Annotated in this window: 22 protein-coding genes; 6 read left to right on the top strand and 16 right to left on the bottom strand. The window is 34.9% G+C overall.

What is annotated here, in order from left to right:
• Position 1: 1 nt before the first annotated feature.
• From Q0983_RS00440 to Q0983_RS00420, 5 genes are all read right to left on the bottom strand, one after another.
• The gene (locus Q0983_RS00440; protein WP_299547057.1) at positions 2 to 730 is read right to left on the bottom strand and encodes a hypothetical protein; all 729 of its coding nucleotides are present in this window, start codon (positions 728 to 730) and stop codon (positions 2 to 4) included.
• A complete protein-coding gene (locus Q0983_RS00435) occupies positions 720 to 1313 on the bottom strand; it encodes a sigma-70 family RNA polymerase sigma factor (protein WP_299547054.1) in 594 nt (197 codons plus the stop codon). The genes Q0983_RS00440 and Q0983_RS00435 overlap by 11 nt, the downstream gene beginning before the upstream one ends.
• 104 nt (positions 1314 to 1417) lie before the next feature.
• Positions 1418 to 3901 carry a hypothetical protein gene (locus Q0983_RS00430; RefSeq protein ID WP_299547051.1) on the bottom strand — a complete coding sequence of 828 codons (2484 nt, stop codon included), beginning with the start codon at positions 3899 to 3901 and terminating at the stop codon, positions 1418 to 1420.
• 396 nt (positions 3902 to 4297) lie between these two features.
• Positions 4298 to 5509 carry a mannose-6-phosphate isomerase, class I gene (manA, locus tag Q0983_RS00425; RefSeq protein ID WP_299547048.1) on the bottom strand — a complete coding sequence of 404 codons (1212 nt, stop codon included), beginning with the start codon at positions 5507 to 5509 and terminating at the stop codon, positions 4298 to 4300.
• A gap of 41 nt (positions 5510 to 5550) precedes the next feature.
• The gene (locus tag Q0983_RS00420; RefSeq protein ID WP_299547045.1) at positions 5551 to 6309 is read right to left on the bottom strand and encodes a DUF6250 domain-containing protein; all 759 of its coding nucleotides are present in this window, start codon (positions 6307 to 6309) and stop codon (positions 5551 to 5553) included.
• A 239-nt stretch (positions 6310 to 6548) separates the two neighbouring features.
• Between Q0983_RS00420 and Q0983_RS00415 the strand changes: the two genes are divergently transcribed.
• The 5 genes from Q0983_RS00415 (at position 6549) to Q0983_RS00395 (ending at position 11697) form a co-directional block, all read left to right on the top strand.
• Positions 6549 to 7457 (top strand): AraC family transcriptional regulator, encoded by a 909-nt coding sequence (locus tag Q0983_RS00415; protein ID WP_299547043.1) that lies wholly within the window; start codon positions 6549 to 6551, stop codon positions 7455 to 7457.
• Positions 7458 to 7467: 10 nt separating this feature from the next.
• Positions 7468 to 8802 (top strand): alpha-L-fucosidase, encoded by a 1335-nt coding sequence (locus Q0983_RS00410; protein WP_299547041.1) that lies wholly within the window; start codon positions 7468 to 7470, stop codon positions 8800 to 8802.
• Positions 8802 to 9572, top strand: coding sequence for a glucose 1-dehydrogenase (locus Q0983_RS00405; protein WP_299547038.1), 771 nt, complete (start codon positions 8802 to 8804; stop codon positions 9570 to 9572). The genes Q0983_RS00410 and Q0983_RS00405 overlap by 1 nt, the downstream gene beginning before the upstream one ends.
• 106 nt (positions 9573 to 9678) lie before the next feature.
• The gene (locus Q0983_RS00400) at positions 9679 to 10533 is read left to right on the top strand and encodes a fumarylacetoacetate hydrolase family protein (RefSeq protein ID WP_299547035.1); all 855 of its coding nucleotides are present in this window, start codon (positions 9679 to 9681) and stop codon (positions 10531 to 10533) included.
• 15 nt (positions 10534 to 10548) lie between these two features.
• Complete coding sequence (locus Q0983_RS00395) at positions 10549 to 11697, top strand: alpha-hydroxy acid oxidase (protein WP_299547032.1); 1149 nt, start codon at positions 10549 to 10551, stop codon at positions 11695 to 11697.
• Between the two features lie 744 nt (positions 11698 to 12441).
• Here Q0983_RS00395 and Q0983_RS00390 read toward each other — a convergent pair.
• Complete coding sequence (locus tag Q0983_RS00390; protein WP_299547029.1) at positions 12442 to 13578, bottom strand: helix-turn-helix domain-containing protein; 1137 nt, start codon at positions 13576 to 13578, stop codon at positions 12442 to 12444.
• A 104-nt stretch (positions 13579 to 13682) separates the two neighbouring features.
• Here Q0983_RS00390 and Q0983_RS00385 point away from each other — a divergent pair, with 104 nt between their 5' ends.
• Entirely contained in the window at positions 13683 to 14345 is a 663-nt protein-coding gene (locus Q0983_RS00385) for a hypothetical protein (protein ID WP_299547026.1), read from the top strand.
• On the opposite strand, the gene Q0983_RS00380 is transcribed toward Q0983_RS00385, so the two are convergent.
• From Q0983_RS00380 to Q0983_RS00335, 10 genes are all read right to left on the bottom strand, one after another.
• On the bottom strand, positions 14346 to 14867 hold the full coding sequence (locus Q0983_RS00380; protein WP_299547023.1) for a hypothetical protein: 522 nt from the start codon (positions 14865 to 14867) through the stop codon (positions 14346 to 14348).
• A gap of 270 nt (positions 14868 to 15137) precedes the next feature.
• Positions 15138 to 18734, bottom strand: coding sequence for a hypothetical protein (locus Q0983_RS00375; protein WP_299547020.1), 3597 nt, complete (start codon positions 18732 to 18734; stop codon positions 15138 to 15140).
• Between the two features lie 316 nt (positions 18735 to 19050).
• On the bottom strand, positions 19051 to 20649 hold the full coding sequence (locus Q0983_RS00370; RefSeq protein ID WP_299547017.1) for a transglutaminase-like domain-containing protein: 1599 nt from the start codon (positions 20647 to 20649) through the stop codon (positions 19051 to 19053).
• A gap of 4 nt (positions 20650 to 20653) precedes the next feature.
• A complete protein-coding gene (locus Q0983_RS00365; RefSeq protein WP_299547014.1) occupies positions 20654 to 20953 on the bottom strand; it encodes a hypothetical protein in 300 nt (99 codons plus the stop codon).
• Between the two features lie 424 nt (positions 20954 to 21377).
• On the bottom strand, positions 21378 to 22157 hold the full coding sequence (locus Q0983_RS00360; RefSeq protein ID WP_299547011.1) for a DUF4138 domain-containing protein: 780 nt from the start codon (positions 22155 to 22157) through the stop codon (positions 21378 to 21380).
• Positions 22154 to 23083, bottom strand: a complete 930-nt coding sequence (gene traM / locus Q0983_RS00355; RefSeq protein ID WP_299547008.1) for a conjugative transposon protein TraM — start codon at positions 23081 to 23083, stop codon at positions 22154 to 22156. Before traM ends, Q0983_RS00360 begins: the two co-directional genes overlap by 4 nt.
• A complete protein-coding gene (locus tag Q0983_RS00350) occupies positions 23064 to 23690 on the bottom strand; it encodes a conjugal transfer protein TraK (protein ID WP_299547005.1) in 627 nt (208 codons plus the stop codon). Before Q0983_RS00350 ends, traM begins: the two co-directional genes overlap by 20 nt.
• Positions 23674 to 24042 (bottom strand): single-stranded DNA-binding protein, encoded by a 369-nt coding sequence (gene ssb / locus Q0983_RS00345; protein WP_299547002.1) that lies wholly within the window; start codon positions 24040 to 24042, stop codon positions 23674 to 23676. The genes Q0983_RS00350 and ssb overlap by 17 nt, the downstream gene beginning before the upstream one ends.
• 59 nt (positions 24043 to 24101) lie before the next feature.
• On the bottom strand, positions 24102 to 24932 hold the full coding sequence (locus Q0983_RS00340; RefSeq protein WP_299546999.1) for a hypothetical protein: 831 nt from the start codon (positions 24930 to 24932) through the stop codon (positions 24102 to 24104).
• An 8-nt stretch (positions 24933 to 24940) separates the two neighbouring features.
• Positions 24941 to 25522 carry a conjugal transfer protein gene (locus Q0983_RS00335; RefSeq protein ID WP_299546996.1) on the bottom strand — a complete coding sequence of 194 codons (582 nt, stop codon included), beginning with the start codon at positions 25520 to 25522 and terminating at the stop codon, positions 24941 to 24943.
• Positions 25523 to 25528 lie beyond the last annotated feature (6 nt).

The raw sequence follows: 25528 nt of genomic DNA, 5'->3' as shown, positions 1-25528 counted from the left end.
CTTAGTTTGTTAACTCTGCCAAAATGGATTCGCAGTCTTTGCTATGGCACTTTATCAGCATGTTTTTGGCCTGTTCAATTTTCCCGGTTTTCAAATATGCCAAAGCAAGATAGTAATAGGTATCATCAAGAAAAACTGAATGTTTGTTTTTGACCACTGATTCTAAGAAAGGGACTGATTGTTTCGCATTTTTGTCAGCCAAATGGGCCATGCCTATAAAATAGTTCAATGTATCATTTTCTGAATCTGTCTTCAACATACTTTCCCATTCCCGGATAGCCGATTGGTAGTTTTCACGTTTATAATTGGTCATGGCCTCAGTAAATACCAAACTTTGTGAATTGCCCATTGTTGTGGGCAGACCGGGGTCTTTATGAAAATAACTATCAAAGAGACGCTCATGTACCGGAGGCCTTTTTAAAAACCAAATTGAAGCAGTTCCGACAAATACAAGTAATGAAGCCGCTATGAGCCATTTTTTGATGCCTAGTCCGGGTTTAGTATTTTCCTTATCCAAGTCAGTGCTAATATGATGTAATTGGTCTTTCAATGATTTTATCTCAATCGCCTTTATGAGCACTCTAAAATCTTCAACCTGATTCTTGAGCACCGGATTCGTATCCATGCGCTTTTCAAATGAAACAGACTCTTCCAAACTCATATGACCCAAAAGATACTTTTCAATTTCTTCTATGGTCTTATTTGATATTTCTTTTGCTTCATTTCCCATGATTACTATCTTGTAATGTTAAAAATAGTTTTCTTAATTTTTTAAGGCAGAGATATTTTCTGTTACGTATGGATACCGGATTTAGTTTAAGTTGGTGGGCAATCTCTTTCAGGTTTTTTCTTTGGAAGTAAAATTTTTTAAGAATTACAGCACAGTTTTTATCTATGTCACCAAACGCTTTTAGTGCCAATTGTAATCGTTCCTGATTCTCTGAATCTGTATCAATTAATCCGCTAGGAGGATCGTCTACATGCTTTAAACTAGCCAGGCTATTAATAGACCTCATTTGATTATGATGAAAAGACCTCAAAAAATCTATCCATTTGTTTTTAGCAACGCGAAACAAGTAAGCCTCTACTGCGGTTTCATTATGGGGTACAAAACTTTCTTCTCTAACCTTGTTCCATAAAACAATAATGGCATCCTGCATTATATCATCAGCCTGAGCCTTGGTTCCTCCGTCTTTAACAACAAAAGCCAATATCTTAGGAAAATTTGCCTTATATAGTTCGTTCAGTATGGCAGAGCTATTTGTTCGTAAACCTTCTATTATTGTAAGCTGTTGGCTAGATTGATTTTTCATCGATGCTCATGCTGGAATAGTAAAAATACTACTTTTAGCACAAATGTACAATCATAACCAGCCAACAGTTTTCATTAATACAAAAAGGTCTTTATCGAATAATTTTATTCCAAAAATGCGGTTACCTGTACCGTTCCTTTAACCTTTTTAGCATTTTTAAGTTGTTCGTCCTTCCATGCTTCGTCTATTGGACTTCCACTTTGTCTACCAATAAAAACGCGCCTAAAAATATCTAACGAATCTTTTACAATACGAGGTTCTTTAGGCCCGCCCGGTTCCCAACGGATGGTTTCCCCTATTACTGTTGGATTAAAATCCGGAACTTGGTCTATTATTTTGGCTTCATAACTTACCGCACCTTCAACCGGGACCGCTCTATAATAATTCTGAACACTAAAAAGATAATATGGATCTTCAAATTTATTAATAGCAATTTCGGCTTTGATTTTTATAAACTGGATTTTTTTCTTACGATCATTGTCAATCTTTAATGTGGCCCTGGCTACATCCCATAGAAGCCAGTCTGTATCCGTTCGCTCCTTTCTGTAAATTCTTGCTACAAAATCTTCTTCTCCATCATGTATCTTATCCAGAGCTTCATAATTGACACTGTATCCCCCGGTGCGCTCCAACGTAAGTTGTTTTTTGTTTCCATTGAATTGCCCAAACCTGCCGCTGGTGGTCCATATAACCTTACTTTCAAACACATCGTCATCTACCAAAGGTTGATTATCAGTTCGGTCTATATGCAGTGTTAAATTGGTACCACCTTGCATGGTTATGCCATTAGGCCTTATTTTATAGCCAAACTTTCTAACATTGACTCTTGCCGTATCCTTACCAATCTGTGTTATTTCACTGCCCTTTTTTATGGATACACTCACATATATTTCCTCAATATTAGGGCCATCGCTTAACTGCCTGGAGGGAACCTTTGCTATATAAGAGATTTTGTCTTTTATGCTTTGAAATGAAGTGCCTTCATGTAAATGGTTATCTCTAATGGTCCCATATTTTCCTGAGGTAGACCATTGATACTGTAAAACAGCGCCTTCATCGGGGACAGGTTCTTTGAGTACTTCAAAATCCGTAAATTGATATGGGAGCACATTTTTTTCATTTGGACTTAATAAAATATCACTTGCTTTGGCTTTGGCTGTCCATTCCTCCAGTTCTTTAGAGTTTTCAAAAATCATTCTACCATAATCTACCAGTTTGAGCCCAAAATCTACAATTTCAAGAGCTTTTGCAGTTTTCTTTATGCCATTACCAATAAAGCCGGTATTCTGCATGAATGTATCGGAATCTAATTTTTCACCCAAAATGGTGAATAACCCTATAAGAATTTCCTCAAGATTTGAGCCCGTAGCATTATTGTACAAACTCAAAATAAATTCGTCTAATGCAACATTATACTGTCCTTTTTTAATGGGTTCGTAAACCGAACTTATTGACGATATTGCCGGCCCTAAAAAATCAAGAATGTTTTCTACCTTTTGGCCTGATAGATCTCTAACCAATTTCTTATGACCTCCAAGATCCGTTATTACCGGTAAAAACCAATCGAATATAAAGGTTTCTAAATGCAGATTGTACAGTTTTTCTTTTTCGACAGTTGTAAAGGCCTTTTCATCAATATTTTCATCAGAAGGCCCTATGACACGAACTTTGTAAGTAGCTTCACTCTCATTTTCCTGCAAGGGAAGCGTTATAGGGTCTGATACGGTTTCGGCAAATTCTGCACCTTTCCCTGCGGCCCAATCAGCAAGCACCCCAAGAACTTCCCGTATAGCCGTGGTTTGAGTGATCTTTGTATCTGCCATAGGGACATCGGTCCCTGAAATGTTATCATCAATGATAGTTTCTTTACCCTCGTTGTTTTTATAAGCCGTCTTATAGACAAAAGCATGGGCTCTTCTTCTCAAGGTGTTGGTAATAGTTATATTCTGAAAGTCAATATCTTTTAATTGCAGGCCACTTCTTATATCGGCACCGTTAACATCAATTCTTTTACTTCTAATATCCACAGTGTCCATTTTGGTAGCATTCCGGATGTTATCGACAAGTTGGTCTCTGTACAATCCTTTTTGTAGAAATAATGGATCTTGTTTTGCCAAACCTGCTAATTGTTCAGAGAGTTGCTGCGTACCTTCAAAGCTTTCAATTTCTGCAATAAACCTTTGTTTAAGTTCATATGGCAGGAACATGGTTCCCAAAGAAACATAATACAGTACTTCTGCCGTTGTTGCAATTGAAATCTCATCTTTACTGCCCCTAATAAAACCGAGCAACAATATATTGTCATTAGCATCACTCAAGTATGCTATTTCCGGAGATTCGGTATTGAAGGGTACTTCAGCAGAACCACCTGAATTTACCGGTGCGTCTAGTAATAAAGTTGAAAGCGTAGTTGATGTAAGATCGATATTCATGCCTTCGGGAAGGATAACATCTACTTTAACAGTTTTATATGCGCTTAAATCCGGAGTATTATCGTCAACATCAGGTTCTCCGTTATTTGAGCTACATCCTAAGTTTAAAATAATTATTGTTATCAGTAGATAACAAAAAGAGACTATTTTTTTCATAAGTTCAGTCTATTATTAGTTTAACATTTTATTATATAACGAGGCTAATTAAAAATGTCATAAACCCGACTGAAAACACATTAGTTCTTTTTTTGGTACATCTTTTGGCTAAACCAATGAAAATCCAATCATTAATCAAGTATTCATGCGTCAGACGCCCGGTCACAAAAACAGCATACGAAGAGGAATTGTTAGACGTACAGGCTTAAGGGCCAGTATTTGTTTAGACGATATAGAAGTTCGAATAATTTAAAAACCTTCATTTCAAAAACTAAAGGCAATTGGGGCATTGTCTTCTACTGGAAAACCTTCAATCGAGGAGTAAAAACCTGAAAACGAACTTAACTACCTCACCTGAACTGTTTCAGGCGAGGTTTTTTTTAGCACTAAGGAAAATTATAAATCCGGAGTTGTTGCTTTATAAAGTACTGCTGATGCATTTGTAGCTATTGAATAATCACAATCCGCCATTATAAAAGCAGATTGCCCTTTGCCAAGTTTTAAAAGAGTCCCTGCCTCATCAGACAAATCAACATCACCCTCAATAACTATAAGAATTTGGGCACTATGTGATTTCGAGCGATACACGTTTTGTTCCGTAATTCTGATTTGACTCAATTCAAAATCCGGTGCAGGGCTTTTATAAATACATTCCAATGCATCTTGTTGCCATTCCCCTGTTATAATATTTGGTATGGTCTCTTCAAACTTAACATGCTTTAGCAGCTCAGGAACATCAACATGCTTTGGTGTTAAGCCCCCTCTAAGTACGTTATCAGAATTTGCCATAAGTTCCATATTCTGTCCCTCTAAATACGCATGTGGGATGCCCGCATCCTGAAAAATGGCCTCTCCTTTTTTAACTTTAACGATATTGAAAAAATAAATGGAATATATGCCCTTATCAATACTGGCAGAGGCTGGAGCTCCATCCATGGCTTTTGCAGCCCAATAGGCCGGATCTGACTTGCGAAGATCACCGGATCTGTACAAAGGAAGGATCCTGTCAATTAAAGGACGTAACATTAATTCAGTTTCAGCATCAGTTTGCTCCATGACCGCTTTATAAAGCCCTAAATATCCCTTTTCATTGAAGATGGGCAATAACCCTGAAAACTCCGGCACAGTACTGAGAACTTCAACGATCTTATTTTCAGATAGAAATCCATGCAGCAACCAAAATTCGCTCAGAGCCACCATAATTTCCGGTTTATGATTATCGTCCTTATAATTCCTATGAGACGCCGTTATCGGTATGCCCAAATCATTTTCGCGTTTAAATCCCTTTTCCGCTTCTGCCTTTGTCGGATGTACCTGAATGGATAACATGTCACTTACATCAAGAACCTTAAATAAAAACGGGAGTCTGCCAAAGGTGTTTTGAACCTTTGTCCCTAAACTTGCTTCCAATTGCAGGTTTAAAAACGCATCTAAATTAACCGGTCCTTCAATACTTTCTACTACTGAAGGGGCATTTACATGCGCGCCCAGCCAATATTCGGCATATGTTTTATCTTCAGGTGTAATTCCTAATAAATCAGGTATGTAATGCGTGCCTCCCCAGGCATAATTTTGAACTTTTCCTTTTAAACGAAATATTCCGGCCATATGATTATCCTAACTAGTTTTGTTTTTAGTTTGCAAAAGTACTATTTATTAATAATTTGACTTAGCTTATATACTTTAAAATTATCAATGATCATATGATTATTTACCGTTCTGAAACCAAAATGTCCGGAAGTATAGGGTTCGGCATCATAAAAATCAACAATCAATTGATCATTTCTATAATATTGAATGTACTCATGGTAAGCTATTATTCTGATCTTATAAAATTTATTGGCTATTAATAAATATTCGGGAGCTGACAAATCATGTTTTGGTAAAAGCGGTTTTTCACCATTACCCACATATCTTCTAAACCTGGTTTTGGTATTAAAATGACCTCCAACGCCTGTATAATACAATCTCAAACTATCATAATTTGAAAATTTACCGCCTCTTTCATCTGATCCGGCAAAAAAATCGCTTTCATTTTTCGGGTCTTTAGCCATCCAGAAACAATTTAAATCCGATACCCTGTCATGGGGCCCTCCGTTGTCAATCACAACAGCATCATACTCGATCATTACAGGGCCTTCTATTTGTTGCCTTAACCAGATGGTGCAACCACCAGCATCTGTAATCTCTAATCTGCCGTTATTTAATTCAACTTTCCCGCCTTCAGCCTGTTCAACCCTCCAGTCATCCATAGCTTGATCAAAATCATTCTCATAAATTAGGGTTCCTGAAACACTTAAAGTTTCATTTATATGAACTTCTTTAGACTGTTTTGCGCATCCGGCTATCAAAACAAATGAAATCAGAAAACTAAAAATGCTACATGTTCCCTTTTTAAATGGCGTCATTCTCGAATGGTTTTCAATCGGTATAACATGAGTTGTCAATTTATACAAACAAACATACAGATAACAAGCTTATTTAAGCTGTCATCTTAAATGGATTACCCAAAAATAAATTTAATTGTTCATTCTTTTTATTATAGTCCTAAATATTGCTAATTATGATACTATTTTTGCCTTAATCTAATTTATATACAATTATATCATTTTTTTAGTATTATATTTACATACAACGCTTTCTTAAAATGAAACTTCACCGTTTAGACAGAAGTAGTATCGACAATAGTTCGTTCACTGCAAAAATAAATGAGTATCCTCATTTTCTAAAGATTTGGCATTATCATCCGGAACTTGAACTTGTTGTCATTCTTAAAAGTGAAGGCACCAGCTTTATTGGTGATAGTATAGAAAAATTCGAAGTAGGAGATGTTGTTTTAATTGGTAAAGATTTACCCCATATGTGGCTAAATAATACTCCCTATTTTGAAGAAGACTCCCAAAAAAGTGCCAAAGCAATAGCAATACATTTCAAAGAAGACTTCCTTGGGAAAGCCTTTTTTGAAACACCTGAAATGATCCATCTTCTGGAACTCTTCAGTCGTGCTAAGTTTGGTTTGAAGTTTTTGAATATCGATAAAAAACTTATCGATGACATTCAAATGATGCTGGAATTAGAAGGCTTTGAAAAAACCACCGCTTTTCTGATCATTCTTAACAAACTAGCTAAACATAAAGACGTCAAGCGCTTAGCCAGTACAGGTTTCATAAATGCATTCAAAACTGCTAAAAGTGACACTCAAGATAAGGTTCAAGCCTACATTTTCAATAATTTCAACAAAGACATCAGATTGGAAGAGGCTGCAAAAATTGCTTGTATGAATACCTCAGCCTTTAGTCGTTTTTTTAAGCGTATTAATCGTAAAACATTTTCCAGGTATGTCACTGAGATACGTGTAGGATACGCCTGTAAATTAATAATAGAGCATAAATTAAATATATCAGGTATTTGTTATGAATCCGGGTTTAAGAATATTTCAAATTTTAACCGCCAATTTAAAACGATCATGAACTGCACACCCTCGGAATACTTAAAAAAGTATAAAATTAAGACAACGCCCTCTTATAGTTCTCAATTACAATTATCAAAACAATAAAACATATCTCATGAAAAAAATTTTCCTCATACTATGTATCACTTTGGTTAGTGCAACAGGTTTTTCTCAGGCAGACTATACTCCAACAGACTCCAATTTAGAAGCCAGGCAATGGTTTGAAAACGCAAAATTCGGAATGTTTATCCATTGGGGTGTTTACAGTATTTTGGGAGATGGCGAATGGGTAATGCATCATCAAAATATTCAAATTGACAGATATGAATTACTACCTACTTTTTTCAATCCTCAGGAATTCAATGCAGAAGATATTGTAAAACTGGCGAAAATGGCCGGTATGAAATACATTACCTTTACTACAAAGCATCATGATGGGTTTGCCATGTACGACTCTAAAGTATCCGACTATTCTATAGTAAAATCCAGTCCTTACGGGAAAGATATTTTTAGAGATTTAGAACAGGCCTGCAAAAAACATGGAATCAAATTATTTGCTTATTACTCCCAATTGGATTGGCATCATCCGGATTATTTTCCCTTAGGAAAAACCGGTACAGGTGTTGGAAGGGTTAAGGACGGCGATTGGAATACTTATTTAAAATATCAAAATGCCCAGATTAGGGAAATAGCTAAGAATTATGATATAGCCGGTTTTTGGTTTGATGGTTTTTGGGACCGTTTGGAAATGAAGGGAAGGACGCCTGAAACCCGAAAGCAGGGAGAAGACTTGTGGGATATTGTTGGTACCTACAACATGGTTCACAAAATAAAACCGGCACTATTAATTGGAAATAATCATCATATTGCTCCTTTTCCCGGTGAAGATTTTCAAATGTTCGAAAAAGATCTACCTGGAAAAAGCACCACAAATTTTGGTAGTGCGAGCATTTCCGATTTGCCGTTGGAAACCTGTGAAACCATTAATCATTCCTGGGGATTCAACCTGCAGGATGACAAACATAAATCGGTAGAACAGTTAATACATTATATTGTAAATGCCGCTGGCAGAGGAGGTAATTTTTTGTTAAATGTAGGCCCCATGCCGAATGGTAAAATTCAGGAAAATCATGTAGAACGCTTAAAGAAGGTTGGTGACTGGTTGAAAGAACACGGCGAAACCATCTATCATACTTCGGCTGGTGGCTATTTAATGGAAGGTGATTTTGTTACCACCACAACCGAGGATAAACTATATGTTCATGTTTTGAATTCAGAACTAAAATCCATAAAAATTCATGATTTTAAAGCGCGTATAAAGAACATGGCAGTTTATAAATCTCAAAAGAACATAAAATATCAAATGAAAAAGGGGATTTTAACCTTTGATATACCTCCTGAGGAATCAAACCGGTTAGACAGAATTATTGAAATTAGACTTAAGAAATAATGACAAAATTTAGTTTAAAAAATAAAGTAGCGATCGTTACAGGTGGTGGAAGCGGTATAGGAAAAGCCATCTCTTTGACCTTTGCACATCAAGGTGCCAAAGTACATATCTTAGACTTCAATTTAGAAGCAGCTGAAGATACTGTTTCCGAAATTGGGAATAGTGCAGAAGCCCATAAATGTGATGTTTCGAACCAGCAAAATGTACAGAACGTTATCAAAAAAATCACAGAAAAAGAGAAGATAGATATTTTAATAAATAATGCTGGTATTGCTCATGTTGGCAATGTGGAATTTGTTGAAGAGAAAGATTTGGACCGCCTCTATGAAGTAAACATTAAAGGCGTCTATAATTGCATAAAAGCATCCATCCCGTCCTTAAAAAATGGAGGTGGCGTTATTTTAAACTTAGCTTCTATTGGGTCATCTGTTGGGTTAGACAATCGTTTTGCCTATTCCATGAGTAAAGGTGCTGTACTCACCATGACCTACTCTGTAGCTAAAGACTATATAAATCATGGAATCAGGTGTAATTGTATTGCTCCGGGAAGAGTACATACACCGTTTGTTGACGGGTTTATTAGCAAAAATTTTCCGGGAAAGGAAAAAGAAAATTTTGAAAGACTTTCAAAAACACAGCCAATAGGAAGAATGGGCACAACACAGGAAATAGCAGACTTAGCCCTATTCTTATGCTCTGATGAAGCCGGTTTTATCACAGGCTCCAACTATCCAATTGACGGCGGATTTGTAACATTAAATGGGAAATAATCAATAATACATTATGAAATGAGCCATAATAACTAAAAGGGAATACCCACCGAAATGTTTAATGGCGAATTACATCTGACAAATAAAAAACAATAAAAATAAACAGATGAAATTAATAAGATTTGGAACTGCCGGAGAAGAAAAACCGGGAGTTCAATTAGCAAACGGCACAAAAATAGACGTGTCCGGTTTTGGCTCTGATTATGATGAGGCTTTTTTTGGTAATGAAGGCATTGAAAAGTTGGTCAAATGGTTAGAAACCAATCAGGATGCTTGCCCGAAAATAGATGATGATGCGCGCTTGGGCCCTCCGCTGGTGAGGCCCTCAAAAATCGTTTGTATAGGTTTAAACTATGCCATGCATGCCGCCGAAAGTGGTATGGACATACCAAAAGAACCTGTTATATTTTTTAAGGCTACATCCTCTATTGTAGGTCCAAATGATGATGTTATTATTCCTAAGGGAGGCAACAAAACAGATTGGGAAGTAGAATTGGCCGTAGTTATTGGTAAAAAGGCATCTTATGTTTCCGAAAATGATGCTTTGGACCACGTAGCCGGGTATGTCTTGCACAACGACATAAGCGAAAGAGCTTTTCAGTTGGAACGATCGGGACAATGGGTTAAAGGAAAAAGTTGTGACACATTTGCACCTATAGGCCCTTTTATTGCTTCAGCCGATGAAATTCAGGATCCGAACAACGTAAACCTTTGGTTGAAACTAAACGGCGAAGTTTTACAAAATAGTTCTACATCGGACTTTATTTTTAACATACAGCAGGTGGTGAGCTATATCAGTCAGTTCATGACCTTATTGCCTGGTGATATCATTTCCACCGGGACACCTTCTGGGGTTGGCTTTGGATTTGACCCGAAACGCTACCTAAAAGAAGGCGATGTCATGGAGTTGGGCATAGAAGGTTTAGGGGTTTCCAGGCAAGTTTGTAAAGATTATAAGTAATATAATAAACATTACATGAAACCATTTATCAATACAAAATATCCTTCGGTAAATGACTTAAGAAACCGTGCAAGGAAGAAAATGCCAAAATTCGCTTTTGATTATTTAGATGGAGGCTGCAATGAAGATATAAACTTGCATATCAACCGTACCGACATACAAAAAATTCAGTTGATGCCTCAATATTTATCCGATTTTGAGAAATCAGAAATGAAAACCGAGTTATTCGGGCATACCTATGATGCCCCTTTTGGGATTGCCCCTATAGGCCTTCAAGGTTTAATGTGGCCAAATTCTCCCGAAATTTTAGCAAAAGCAGCTTTTGAACATAATATTCCTTTTATTTTAAGTACGGTGACAACTTCAAGTATTGAGCGTATTTCAGAAATAACCGAAGGTAAATCTTGGTTTCAACTCTATCATCCAGCTGAAGAAAGCGTAAAAGTTGATATTTTAAACAGAGCACAAGCCTCGGGGACAGGTGTTTTAGTAATTCTGGCAGATGTTCCCACATTTGGCGTAAGACCCAGAGACACAAAGAACGGGCTTGGGATGCCCCCTAGAATGACCTTAAAAAACATCATAGAAGTTTTCAAACACCCTCATTGGGCCATTGAAACCATAAAACACGGCATTCCGAATTTCGAAAGTTTAAAACCATATATGAAAAAAGGAATGAGCTTGCAACAGTTGGCTAAATTCATGGATGAAACGTTTTCCGGCAGATTAAGTGAAGAAAGAATTAGTAGAATAAGAGACCAGTGGAAAGGAAAACTCGTTATCAAAGGAATAGTTAATGAGTTAGATGCGGAACGGGCCATTAAGCTGGGAATAGATGGTATTATTGTTTCTAATCATGGAGGAAGACAGTTAGATTGTGGAGAATCCTCAATTGTACCAATGACAAATTTGGCACAGAAGTATGGTGACCAAATTAGTATAATGGTTGATTCTGGCTTAAGAGGCGGTCCGGATATAGCAAGAGCCATGGCTAGTGGTGCAAAGTTCACCTTTATGGGACGCAGCTTTATGTACGGTGTTGGTGCCTTGGGTAAAAAAGGGGGCAATCATACAATTACAATGTTAAAAAAGGAAGTTCAACAAGTAATGGAACAAATTTGTTGTCAAAAAACAAGCAATTTCCCTGAACATTTAATTAAATAAAGGCTAATACGGCGAAAGATAAATCAACTATTTCAAAATCAATATTTTACAAACAAGTCAATCTTTAAACACAGTTAAAAAAGTGTTGACCGATTTGTTAGCCGAATTAAGTCATATTGAATCAATTCTTATGATAGTCTAAAAACCACAAAACCTTGATAATCATAAGATTAACAAGGTTTTAGTTTGCATTGATATGCTTCTTAGTCGGGATGACAGGATTCAAAACATCTTGCACAACCCATTGTTTACCAGTATATTAAATCTTAATTTCCCAAACAGGACACTAATTAAGACATCAACGAGAGCGTTTTACGCTTTCTATACCATAAAACTAATCAAAACATATCAAATAAAAAAGTGCTCTTAAACAGCACTTTTACAGATGGCTACCTCACCAACCCCTACTATCATCTTATATCAAGACGATAGAAATAACAAAGGGGTTCATTTTCTCAAATCCTTTGTTATTTCTATCGTCAAGATTTTTTTAGTAGTTTCTTATTTCATGAGATAATCAGGAAACTAAGTAAACTTGAAACAATCAACATACTTAATGCTTTTTGCTCCGTGAATTTCATAATGAATATTAGACTCAATTAATTGCCCCAAGATATATAGAACAAAGGGAGCACCTTGTTTTTAATAGTATACAGTAATAGTATACAGTATCAGAAGAAGAACTTGACACCTTATCGATATTAATAAATAGAATTCTGAAAAACAATTGATCTACAGAAAAATCTAGACCTGTTTTTTCAATTTATGATCTGTATACAAAATGTTATTCAATTTTCTTCTGGTAAGTTTCCTCCTAGATTTAAGGAACCTTCTATTCTTTTTTAATTCTCCAATTTCTTTCTCTAAAGGCTCACTTTCCCTATCAATACTTAATTTTCCAAGTCTCTTTGTTTTATCCTTAATTTCAGGCTCAATGTTTTCTTTTGCTTTCAGATATTCATTCTCAATAATCTTCAGCCTCCTTTTGGCTCTTTCACGATAAACTAGTTTGGAATCATCAGCCAAGACCTTTTCTATGGAAGTCATATGAGTATCAATTAAAACTTTGGCCACATCATTTGCGGAATCCGACCTTTTGTAATCAATAAAAAGGATATCGGGTACTGCCTCCAAACTTTTGTTATATCGTACATATTCAGTTATAATTATTTTTCTATCAATAATCATAACACTGTACGGACGAAACGCCTTTTCTATCGAGTATAAATTAAAATAGTCCTTACAATCATCCCTATATAGCTGTTCAAATTGAGCAAACATATCATTGTAAGAAAGGTCTAAAACAACATCCAGATGATTATTGAAGTTTATTCCGCGGTCTAGTTTATTAATCGGACACTGCAGTATTCTTGTGTAAACAGGCTTAGCTAGATTTTCTTTCTTCTTTGAATAAATAAATTCAGAAATGGCTTCTAGATATCTCTCATAATTATCATGAAAACTTTTAAAATCACTTCCGCTTCTAGTTAATTTTTCAGTAACAAACAAGTTATCACCTGTATAATCCAGTACAATTATTTCTTCTTTAGCCTTTTTTACCTCATCAATAATTCTATCAAAATACAATTCCAAGAAGTCCTGATAGTTCTTTATTAAATCGTTCTTTTTCAAATGACTATATGAAATTGCCGAGTCACTTTTATCCTTATACTTAAAAGTATATATTGAATCGTCTAATCCAAAAAAATCTGGTGTTATGGGCAGAAGACTACATAGCATTGCCACCTCATGCCTTTTAAAATCTTTTAAACTCTTATTAAAATAAGTGTGCAATCTAGACCTAGAAATGCCCGTAGCTTGAGTAAAATCTTGATATTTTATGTTGTTTTTTTTAAAAACCTGAACAAGATTATTTTTCATTTTTAATTTTTTAACTACAAAATAGTTAAAATTAAGACATTTTACCTTAAACAAAAGTTAAAAAGCAGAAAAAATATTCTATCTTTACTATGTAATTTGGGGAAATGGCATCTAACAAGACTACATGGGACGAGTTCTTTGATAAGAAAAACGAGTTGATTTGGACTAAACTAGATCATGAAGTTGCTTATTACCTTAAGAAGTATAAATTGAGTTATGACGAAAAAAATGATATTAAGCAGGATATATTAGAAAAACTTCACAATAAACAAGCGAAGACTTTTATAAGCAGAGATATTAAAAAAATTAAGTCAGAAGGGGATTTTCAGGGGTATGTATACAAGATGGTTAAAAATGCTTATTATGACTTGATAAAACATAACAAAAGGCAACAAAAACTAATTGGCGAGTTTAGTCTCCGCCAAAAAATACAAGACACCCAACCTGAAGACAATAGACACATTACTTATTCCAAGCTTCTAAAACCTCACGTTGATGAATTTGCAAAAAACTATATATTGAGTGCAAATCTCGATTTAGCAGATAAACTTATTCTTATTCGATGCTTCAGTGGCTGTGAGATTGAAACTATTTGTGATAACGAAGACAAGGAACGTATCAAGAAAATCCAGAACATGGTTAGTTATCGGAGAAAACATTGTGCCCAGGCATTCAGAAAATGTCACGTAGGATTAATCGATAAAGAAAACCACAAAACCGAACAAATAATATTATGGCTCCTTGGACAAAGAAGGTTTCTAAAATAGTTAAAATTTAAACTCGGCCAGCTCTGCAATATCCGCCTGAATTTTAAATTTTAATGAATTATGAAATCCACGACTTTCCGTAGTAGTTAAATTCCGTAAGGGAAACAGGTCGTCCAAAGTATAATTCGAAGGTAATTCCATATTTAGTTTTTTACGGAAACTTTTACGTATCGATTGCTCAAATTTATTATTAAGCATACAATACTTTATAATTTCATTTTTAAGCGTCTTATTTATATTAACTTTTCCGTTAATATATTGAAGATATAGTTCGTGTAAATTTTTTAATAAACGCATTAACAAATGCTCCCCTTTTAGTATTGAATCTTTAAGTTCCTTATCCGTTCTATTTTCAATTTTAATTTTATCCTTTTCTTTTTCTTTTTCTATCCAATCAAAAACCTCATTATCGTCATTATCTCTAGTTAATTTATGCCCTTGTCTATTTTCTAGACCTGCTGCAACTACTGTAGCCACAATCGTTGTTTCAATTAGTTTATTTCGTTTTATTTTTTTATCCATTATTTCGTTACGTTTTTTTGTAAAACCATAGTGCTATTTTATTCAGAGCAGTATAGCGATGAAAAAAAAAACACCCTATTTCAAATAAGGGCGTAGTTATAGTCTCTGTTAAGGGTGCAAGTTTTTTTCTGAAAGAAAAATAAGATGTGCTTTTTAATGTTGACAACAATCCATCCTCATATTTATGAGAATAATACTCAATGTTGTATAAAAAACAATTAATTCTATTCATGATATTGAACATTTTAAAGATAGTAAAATTCTATATAATTACAAAACACCGTACTCTATTAACAATGGTAGCACACTATCATTAAATAGATACTTAGCAGTCCTGTGGCTTAAATTTGAAGGTTGTTCACCATTAAGCACAATTAAAGTTGTATACCTATTATTAGAAATAAGAAAACTAGAAGAAATATTCACACCATCCTTTTCAAATGTCCCTGTTTTAGCAATGAAGTCTATCGGGTTCAGGCCTTGATTCTCTAAAGCTCTTTTAGTCGAAGTAGCAGTGCCTGTTAAAGGAGAATTTAATGCCTCTTTTAAGGGTTCATTACTTGAAAAAGCATCCACAGCTATATGGCTAAACCACTTCGCTACCTGTATAGGCTGATATGGCTCTACTCCTCCAATTGCAATTGACCGGTACGTCGACAAATTATTTATCCGCATTAACTCATCAAAACTCATATCGCTATATTTGGATGTGCTCGGTGAATAAAACGGCAAATTAAAATCATTGAGCAGTACCTGTGAAAACTCATATTGCTCATTTTCGGTTAAATATTTCAAAACCCCAGCGGACATGTTGTTATCACTCCATCGCATCCAATAATTGATGCCAGACACCTCGCCTCTCGAATTTAGACAAGTAAAGGCCCCATTTCCTTGATTGCATTCTAAAAGCGCATATAACAATAACGGTTTTTTAACGCTTCCCACAAAATAAGATTTAAAAGCCATTGGTGTTTCCTCGAAAAACGGATAGTTCGCATTAACTATTTCACGTTTATTCAAATTGTCTAAAATTATAATGCTACCTTCGATATTATAACGACTAAGCCTCTGTTCAATGTGCCCCTCCAAAACCCTATTAAGCTCAGCATTAAGATCGACATTTACAGCACTGGAGGCCCAATCAATATTGCTATAATAAATATTATCAGCATATAGTTGAGCGGCTCCATTTGAAAAGATTTTTTTAAGTAAGACTTCTCCAAAAGGACCATTTTGATCACTAATTAAAGTTGATCCAAATTCAAAAAACCTAGAATAACTCAAACGTTTTTTTAAGTTTTCAGCTTCCAATTTAAAAACTTTGGGATAATATTCTTTGATTCGCCTTTTAGCATAATACAAAGATTGCAGATTACGGACAATAGATTTCTGTTGATTCTCAATATCCAAAAGACCATTAACACAAATTTCACTTGCCTTTTCAATTATTGCTTGATTGTATCGCAGTCGAGATCCATAATCACTTTGAGAAGGGATTGCATTATTATCAAAATCATTAGTTTTTTGGAATCGTCTTTCCATAATAATTACATCTTTTTGAAACCTAACAATCATAATGGACTTAATAACAATCATGAGCATTATGAAAAGGAAAAAGACCTGTGATAGTGCAATTGATTTATATTTAAACTGCCTTAATGTGGGTGTACTACGCTTTGCTTCTTTCACCCTAAACTCTTGACCAATACTTTTGTTATAAAAAATAGAGTCCAGTAGCAAAAACAGAATAGCCAAGAAAATGGCATCATAAACACCAACACTTATAAATGTTAGAGGTTGCCCAGTTAAGATGGCGCCAGGAAGCATGAGGTTCGTGAAAATTTGATAAACAAATTGCACTAAGGTAATCGCAGTTAAAAAAGAAACAACACGTCCATATTGACTGGTATTAGCAATATCATAAGTTTCAGTCTCCGTAATCCTGACCTTGGTGGTCGTCACTTTTAAAACAAAAAACAAATGAGATAATATAAAGAACAGTATTAGTAAAAATAAGCCAATAAAAAACAAACCACCCAACATTAAACTCCAATGAAAGGCATAATCTGTATCGGCCACAGATTGCGCAAGTCTTGGTATTTTTAAATCGTTCCAAAACCCTGTAAGGTTTTCTATTAAGTTCTTTAAATTAGTATATATATATGCTATGGATTCCTTATCTCCTTGATGGAAACCATTATAAAATTTATTATCAGGAGGAAAATAAGTATAATAAATCCGATAAAATTTGCGCTGACTTAACCCAAAGACATTTATGAGTAAAAAAATACTTACCAACCCCACAAATAATGTAGTGAATGCCTTTTTTATTTTAGATTCATTAAGTATTAATTCAATCAGTAATATTGAAATGAATACGAACAAGCAACTTCCAAAATCCGAAGAGGCTATGGTTAATAACAAAGAGTAAAAAATGACAAATAAATTTTGAGTCATAGGTATGTACACCTTCCTCCTTAATTTAAATAAAACCTTATCTATACGGCTATATAGCATATCAAAGGCTGATGAATTAAAAAGAAAAAACGAAATCACTATGGCAATTTTTTGAAGATGCAAAGAAGGCATACCTAACACTCTTTCATTATAGCTTCCATATTTAAATACTACTAGGGCAGCAAAAAGGAAAACAACTATAATTTTTGAGTTCTTTAACAATTTAACAAGAGGCTTAATTTTTAAGTCAGTAGCCTTAATTCGTTTTTTAGCTAAAATAGTTTTTATGACACTTTTAGAAATAGGCATTAAAACCAAAGTAAGTGGCAGGATGTGAATCACTACTACAACTATGATAGAATAAAAACCCCCATTAGTATTGTAGTTAAATGCTGTGATCAAAATAGGAATCCCTAAAAGTGCCAATAAGGTTATAAGAAAGCGTAACCAAATTAAAGATTCATGAATTGGGTTCACAATCTCTCTAAGAATTTCAATATTAACTCCAAAAATTTCTTTTGAAATAGTAACTTCCCTTTGGTTTCTAAAAAGTGCAAAAAAATAAAAAAGTATACTAAGAATTAATAGTATGTAGTGGGAAATAAATAGTATCTTTTTCCAATTAGAAAATCGTTGATCTATTGTAAATAGTATATTTCCCAGCTCAAAAACACGGCTTCCTTGCAGCACCTTAACATTATTGTCATTATATACTTTATAACTATTTCTCCATTGTGACGACTCTATTATTAATTTGTATTTACCATTATGGGATGTTGTGTTATCAAAGTCATAGTTATAATTATACTTACCATATTGATTTGGAGACATATTAAAGTTAACACCTAAGGTATCTCTCCCTCTTGACAACATATATTTTACTCCCAATCCATCATCTTTCCATAATACGACAATTTTCCCATTAGATCGCTTAAGCTTTATTGTCTTTCTATGTGCTTTCTTGCCTGCTGGAAAATTAACCACAATCCCCTGAAATAAATTTTCTTCCGAAACATCGGATTCACCTCGATAGAATGTAAATTCTCCATCTGTCTTATTTATTTGCCTAATAAATGGTAAAAAGGGGTTGGAGTCATTGACTAAAGGGTTTCTTACTGATTTATGGGCTGCAAACGACCAGCGACCATTTAGATAGTACAGTTTACCCAAAGTATTTGGATATAAGTTGGAATCCGTATAATTTAAAATTATATCATCAGGATTAGAATCAGTAATGGCGTCTAATGATTTATAATTACTGAAGTGGTATGTTTTACTTGAATCCAGCAAAAGCCCCTCTGCTTGAATTATTGTTGGGGAAGGATGATCTAGACCAATAACATATAAGCCATAACCACCATAAATAATTGATAATAGTGCTACAACTATAAAAATATACCTGTTATACATGTGCTAACCTTTAACATTAATTTCAAATTGTTATTAAAGCACAACTTTTCAACAATTTTATAATTTTCCTTATAAGGTGACGTTCGGAGTAGATCATTCAATAAGTTTTGAATTAGCCTATGGAATTTGGATAGTTCATTTATATCAGACTTGCTCCGAATACTCCTTTTACTTTCTATTATTGATTGCTTCAAATTTTTCTCAGCCTCAATCATCGGAGGTATAAACTTGTTGATTATATCCACCGTATTGCCAAAATTATTTAAGCAATCAACAATTTCATTATCGAATTTATTTAGTAATTCTTTGTATTTAGTTAACTGTTCCATTGTCCTAAATTTTGCATGAGCTGCTCATTAGAAATTGGATTCCATTGCCTGTGAGCTCCTTTCAATAATCTGTATGAAACATCAATTAATTGGTAATCACCATTAAGGTTAATTCCAGAACATGCGTGATTTACTTTTTGGCCATTTAAATCAATATCAATATGAACATAATCTGCCTTAATCGCGGCGTACTTACACATGGCATTGAAAAATATGGTTAGTTCACCACATACACCCCTCCTAGTGTTAAAAACATCCCGAGCATTTTTATAGTGCGATATGTCGTGAGCCTTGTCGTAAGACAGGTTTTTAATGGACCAATCAAATAACAACACGATAAATGTTGGCAAGTCCTTTTTTGCATCAAATAACAAGTTTTCTGCTAATAGCTTCATGGGGACCGTTAAATAAAAAACATTGAATATGTTAGCTTTATTTTGAATAGGGGATTTATACTTCTCATCCATAGTATTATGGTCCACCTCAATATTAAACACCTGCTTTAAGTGCTCACTTAGATTATAACTTTTTTCTTCAAAATATTGATGACATTTATCCGTAAGATCTTCTGTCCAGAGCTCAGGGCTAACGGCTTTAGCTTTTAAGAATTCCGTTTTCATGCGTTCAACAGTTAAAAACTCCATCACCTTATAATCTATCTCCATTTCAGTTTTGATTAGTTTCTGGTGATTATTTGATTCTATCTCACTAATCTCATTCTCATCACTTAATTTTTTATGCGCCTTTTTTATGTCGTCCTCAACAATTTTTTCACATATTGCACTATAACTATTGTCTTTCTTAATATTAAGCTTTGAAAACATAGCCGTAAATTCCATTCCAAGTAAAAACACAAAAAGTATAAATGCAAATCCTATTTTATAAGGGTTGGGTAAGATTATTTTTTTTAATAGGATATCCACTTTTTCAAAGAGCCCTAAACGCGATACATTATTTAAAATTGCTTTTTCTTCTTCAAAGATTTTTTTAAAAACCAGTTCTTCTTTGTCCAATTCTTCTTTTAAGGCAGCTAGCTTAACTTCTTCTTTGACGCAAAAGGCGTTATGTATTTTATCATACTTTGGTCCAGCATATACAATATTTGCTTCTTTAACACAGTTTGCTTTATGATATGAAGCAATTATTGCTTCTTTCTCATTGGCTATACTATAACGTTTTGCTTTTTCCTCAAGATAAGAATCGGTTAATGAATTGAATTCGTCAGTATTAATTGATTGGTTATAATTATTAATATCGTTTGTATTGATAAGTAATAGGAAGCTTATGACACCTAACACTACATTTGAAGAACCGAAAATAGCCCTAACAATAAAACCAAATTTTGTAGATTCTCCACTAACCAAAAAATAGTCAACACAGAAAACCATACCACCATATGTAATACCACCAAAAAGCAAAATTGAAACTGCGTGAGTAAATTGTGAAGTAATCTCTATACCAGTGGCTATGCTAATTACTGAAACGAAAATTAGTGCATAGCCAATATTTTTATAACTTTTTTTTATGCTAACACTTGACATGTGCCAAGCCCTTTCATCTAGCCCTAGAATTTCATAAATTTTCATATGTCTATTTTTTAATTATGCCTTTTACGCCCTTTTTCAAAACTAAATTCCATTTTTTACTGTAGTCTTCCTTAATTATTATACTGTCAGAAAGAAGGTCTGAAATACTATTATTTTGACTGTTAACTTTGTCTCCAATTTTTGATTCATTTTCATCATCGCCATACTTTACAGCCTTGTTTTTAAATATCGAATCATTTGTTATTTGTTTTTCATCTACATCTTCAATAATTGGTTGACCATTTATGATATCATCAAACCCAAAAACTAATGATGCATTTTTTTTATCGGATTTATTTTTCATTTTTTGTTTAGCAGGTTTTTAGAATTAATTAATACACTTTGTTTAAATAACAGTGCAACCAGTTGCTTCACTGACACTTTTTGACTTTTATTTTTAATTTTCCTGGCATTAAATGCAATCATCCAAGAAATTCTAAACTAAAAATGAATGAATAATGGGCATATAAGTGAACTACCAAATTTTTTAATTACCAAAATCCAATGCCATAACCGACATACCCACATTGTATTGGAAGTAAATACAAAAGTTTATTTCATGATTCTATAAAATCAAACAGGGATGCCATTCACTGACCTCTTTATAACAATAACATAATTTCTCAGGGATTTATTAATGACTTCTGATGTTTCTTGGAACGGAGAACGGACTAATAAAAAAGCGCCCTTATAAGGACGCTCTAAGCTTAATCAATTTTCCGTCAGTCTTACCTTAAAACCAACCTTCTATTTCCATTCGATTCCTCTATCTCAATCATCAACTTTTCATTATCTCCTAATACAAACTTGGGCAATATATAAACAAGCCTTTGTGACTTTCCTACCCCTACCCGGTTAGGCATGTTATACTTATATCTTGGTTGAATAAAGAGTTTTTGATAGGAAGCTTTACGTTTTTTGTTACCGTTTACTCGATAGATATTGAGGCAATCTACTTCAAAATCGATTTCAGACCTGTTCTTGATTTCTAATACCAAATAAACTTCAGAAGCGTTGTAAACCATTTTTTGTAACTGTAATTTGACACCTCTTTTTCTTTTAGTAGCAAGGGAAATGTACTTTGATTTTAACAAATGTTGACTGAATTTTTTGAAATAGTCTATTCTCTCAGATAGTTTAACTATTGGCTTCTGTTTGAAAACCGGAGGTCGCTCATTTCCGATACTTTCTTTAGCCGTTAAGAAATAGTTCAGCTTTGGCAGCTGTTCTTTATACTTCAAAATATAAGAATAGACCTTTCCTGTTTTGGTCACTGTCAGTAGATTACTCTCTGCTCCGGGAGTAGCTTGTAACAGTCCAAAATATTGTTCTTTTTCTCTATTGTAGGTAAAAACAAAATTGGGAGTTCCGGTTATTCCCTGGCGAATGGGCTCAGGAAAAAACAAAGCCACGTTCTTTTTTTCATTAGCATAGATAGTATCTAAGGTTTTTTGGGCAGCTACAAAGTTTGTAAATAGAGTGATTGTAATAAAGATTATTGTTTTCATAGTATAGGTTTTAAGATGAGTTGGTAATTATCTGTTATGGTAACTTTTATAGTTTGGTTGTTTCGTTGGAATATCCTTTTGATGCCACTTACTTGCGGAACACCTACAATATTGATATCATCTACAACATCACCTAATACTTCTTGTCTGGCCTCACCTCTAAAACTGTTTTCAATGTAAATACCTTCACTTCCGTCCTGAAGATCAAAAGCATTTAACTTAACAGGTCTGTGATTGATGTTTTCAATTTCTATAATGGTTCGATTAGGCTTAAAACTCACAAAACCATAAATAGGTGTATTTCTCAGCAAAGAATGACCATTGATAATGGCATCTTTGACAAGGCGCATTTCCAAGCGATGGTTGTTACTCACGGTTTGAGTACCATCCACCCGCACATAAATGAAAGCGTCAGTTTTCTGGGTTGTGAGATTTTCATTTTCCAACGGATTCGATGCAAAAAAGAGTTGGTGCTCCAGCCCTAATTCTTTAGAATCTACACTTACTTCTTTCTTTTCACTTTTAGGCACAGAATCTATTTGAATTTGCTTAGGCTCCATTTTAACTTCAGGTTTTCTAAAACTTTTATCAGAATAACTGATACGCCCTTCGTTATATATACTGTCAATGATACGCTGCTTTTCGTATTCCATATAGTGGGGATTGAAGTAACCCTTATCGTCTATCATATGGTCGGGATAAACTGATGGCACGGTTGTTTCCCGTTCTTCTTTTAGGTCGTCTAAAGCTTCCAATTTAGAGTTGTATTCCTCTTGTCCTTCTTCTAATTTGGGGATAGGGATCTGATTGTTTTCAATAAGCGGTTCTTCATCCTCTCCAATGACCAACATAGAGTATCCCCCTATAAACAGGACTATACAAACCAACAACATGGCAAATACGACTTTATTCTTCTCTATCTTCATAGTTTTCAAGTTTTTTTAGTTTGTTTTCAAAAAAATTAGTGATCAGTAACCCATGGGTGTTCCTGGGGAAGTTTCTATCCACATGGATAATATTTCCCGAGGTGGTCAATTCATAAGTATCAACTATGGACCCTCGGTTGATTTCAAAAATGGTGGTGGTCTCAAAACGATACGGTTTTTTTTGAATCTCTATTTTGGATTCTATACTCAGGACTTTTTGGACCAATGAATATTGGATCAGGCGATTATAGAAACCATCTGCTTTCTTTTGCCTGTAAAGCGCATCTACAGAACTGTTGCCCAACCATAAGGCCTTTTCCAAATTCTTCTCATAGTCACTGGCATCAATGTCATAGAAATAGGTGTGAAAAAGGTTCAAATGCGCCAATACTTCCACACCCAGATTTTCTTGTTGTGACACCAATTTTAATGGAATTACCTGACCATCAGTATTGACCACAAAGGCATTATTGACAGTTTCCTTGTGTAATTTCATGACCATCAAGACAGACACAACACATGTAATAACAGCCCCTATAACAACAGTAAGTACAATAAAACGGTTTAACTTTAGGGTGCTGTAGATATTCTTATAGGGCGTCATCATCTGTGTCCTGTTTTTTTTCAATACTTCCCAGAAGCAAAATTTCGGACACTATCACTTCAGTGACATATCTTTTGTTACCATCCTTATCTTCGTAAGAGCGGGACACTAATTTCCCTTCAATGGCAATTTCCTTGCCCTTGACCACATGCTTCTCGACGATGTCTGCTACCTTACCCCAGGTCACCAAAGTATGCCAATAGGTGCGTTTTACCTTTCCCCCTTCGGCATTTTTAAAGTACTCATTGGTAGCTAATGACAAACGGGCTTTTTTTCTTTCCTTATCCAGAACCGTAATCATAGGATCTTCACCTACATTACCGATGAGCTGGACTTTATTTTTGATTTTGTTCATAATTAAAATTTTAGATGCCTGCCTTGCCGCAGACAGGATTAATAATTGTTCTTGCTGACCTAAGAGGTAAAGAGTTTAAAGACAAATGAGGTGGCACGCCGATAGAGCTTGAATTTTAGAATAACAATCAACCCTATGGAACCAAGCTGTAACAACGGGGCAAAAAAGGAACTGCCCCAATCGGTCCCGAATAGATTGCTCCAGAAATTGGTATTTACTTCTACATAAAGATTATTGACAAACACATTGACCAGAAAAAAGGCCGGCACCAGCATATATACCCCGGCATACAACTTAAAGAAGTTATAGGCCAACGAACGAAATTTTTCAAATACGGCCAGGCTAATGACCAGCGGAAAAAAGGCCTGCATAATACCTAACAAAAAGTAACGCTCTGCCAGAAATAGCGGGTAAATAAACAGATCCAACAACCAAAGAAATATCCCAATGATAAAGGCCACCATCTTTAACCCGTACAAAGGAGTTACGAGGGCTTCGTAAAGCATGGCCATGGCTTTTTTGGCGGCTTCCAAGGCCCCCACTTCCTGTTCCAAATCGATGTCCTGCATTTGTAACGGAAGGAGTGCCGGAGCCGTGTCCCTATATTGGGTTTCAATGGCGACCAGAATCGTGTCAAAGACATCCAATACCTCTGTTGAAAAAATGACCAGGATGACAACTGCAAAATTTTTCGCTAATTCGGTTGGTGTCAGCCCCCAGGTATAACCATCGCTTTTGGCAACCCCCTCATTGTATTTTTTTAAGATATTGATCAGAAAGAATAAGATGGCCAGGGTTTTCATTCCCGTAATGGTATATTGTGAGAAATCACTATCCTTTACGGTTTGAAAAACTGAATCCACATACTCTAAACCAATTCCTAAAAACATACCGGCCATTAATAATTAGTTTCTCGGTTGTTGATTTTGTACTGCATTTCACGAAAGGCAATGATCTCCCGATACCGTTTTGTTTTTGATTCTATTTCAGCGACCATTTCTTTGGATTTTATCTCCATATCTTTGAGAACTTCGGCTCGTTCGGCGTCGGTCATTTTTAGATTATTGCTTGAAAGGATCTCTTCTATATAATCGAGCCCGTCCAATGAATTTTCGATAATGTCATTGAAAGATTGTGAAATACGGTTGACTTCGTCGGCCTTGATATAAGGTGAATTAAGTATCTCCCGCAGGTCTTCCTGTACTACGTTAAACAGCCGTTGGTTGTTACGGCCAATGTCACGAACCGCTTTAAGTTGCCTTATGACATTATTGACCTGTTCAATATTTTCTTTTTGGGTTTTTAAAAATTCAACTGTCTTTAATAATTGAGACGTCTGTTTTGCGGATTCTATCAGCGACTTTGTAAAACTGATAAAGTTGGTGTTGTCATACACAGGCATCCCCTGGGCCACAATGTGGCCGGATGATGAAAGTGCTAAGGCTAATAAGAATACTAGTGTTTTGATTTTGTGATTCATTTGTTA

The sequence above is a fragment of the Seonamhaeicola sp. genome, from assembly GCF_028281565.1.
GTDB lineage: Bacteria > Bacteroidota > Bacteroidia > Flavobacteriales > Flavobacteriaceae > Seonamhaeicola.
This window is presented reverse-complemented; position numbering and strand designations above follow the sequence as displayed.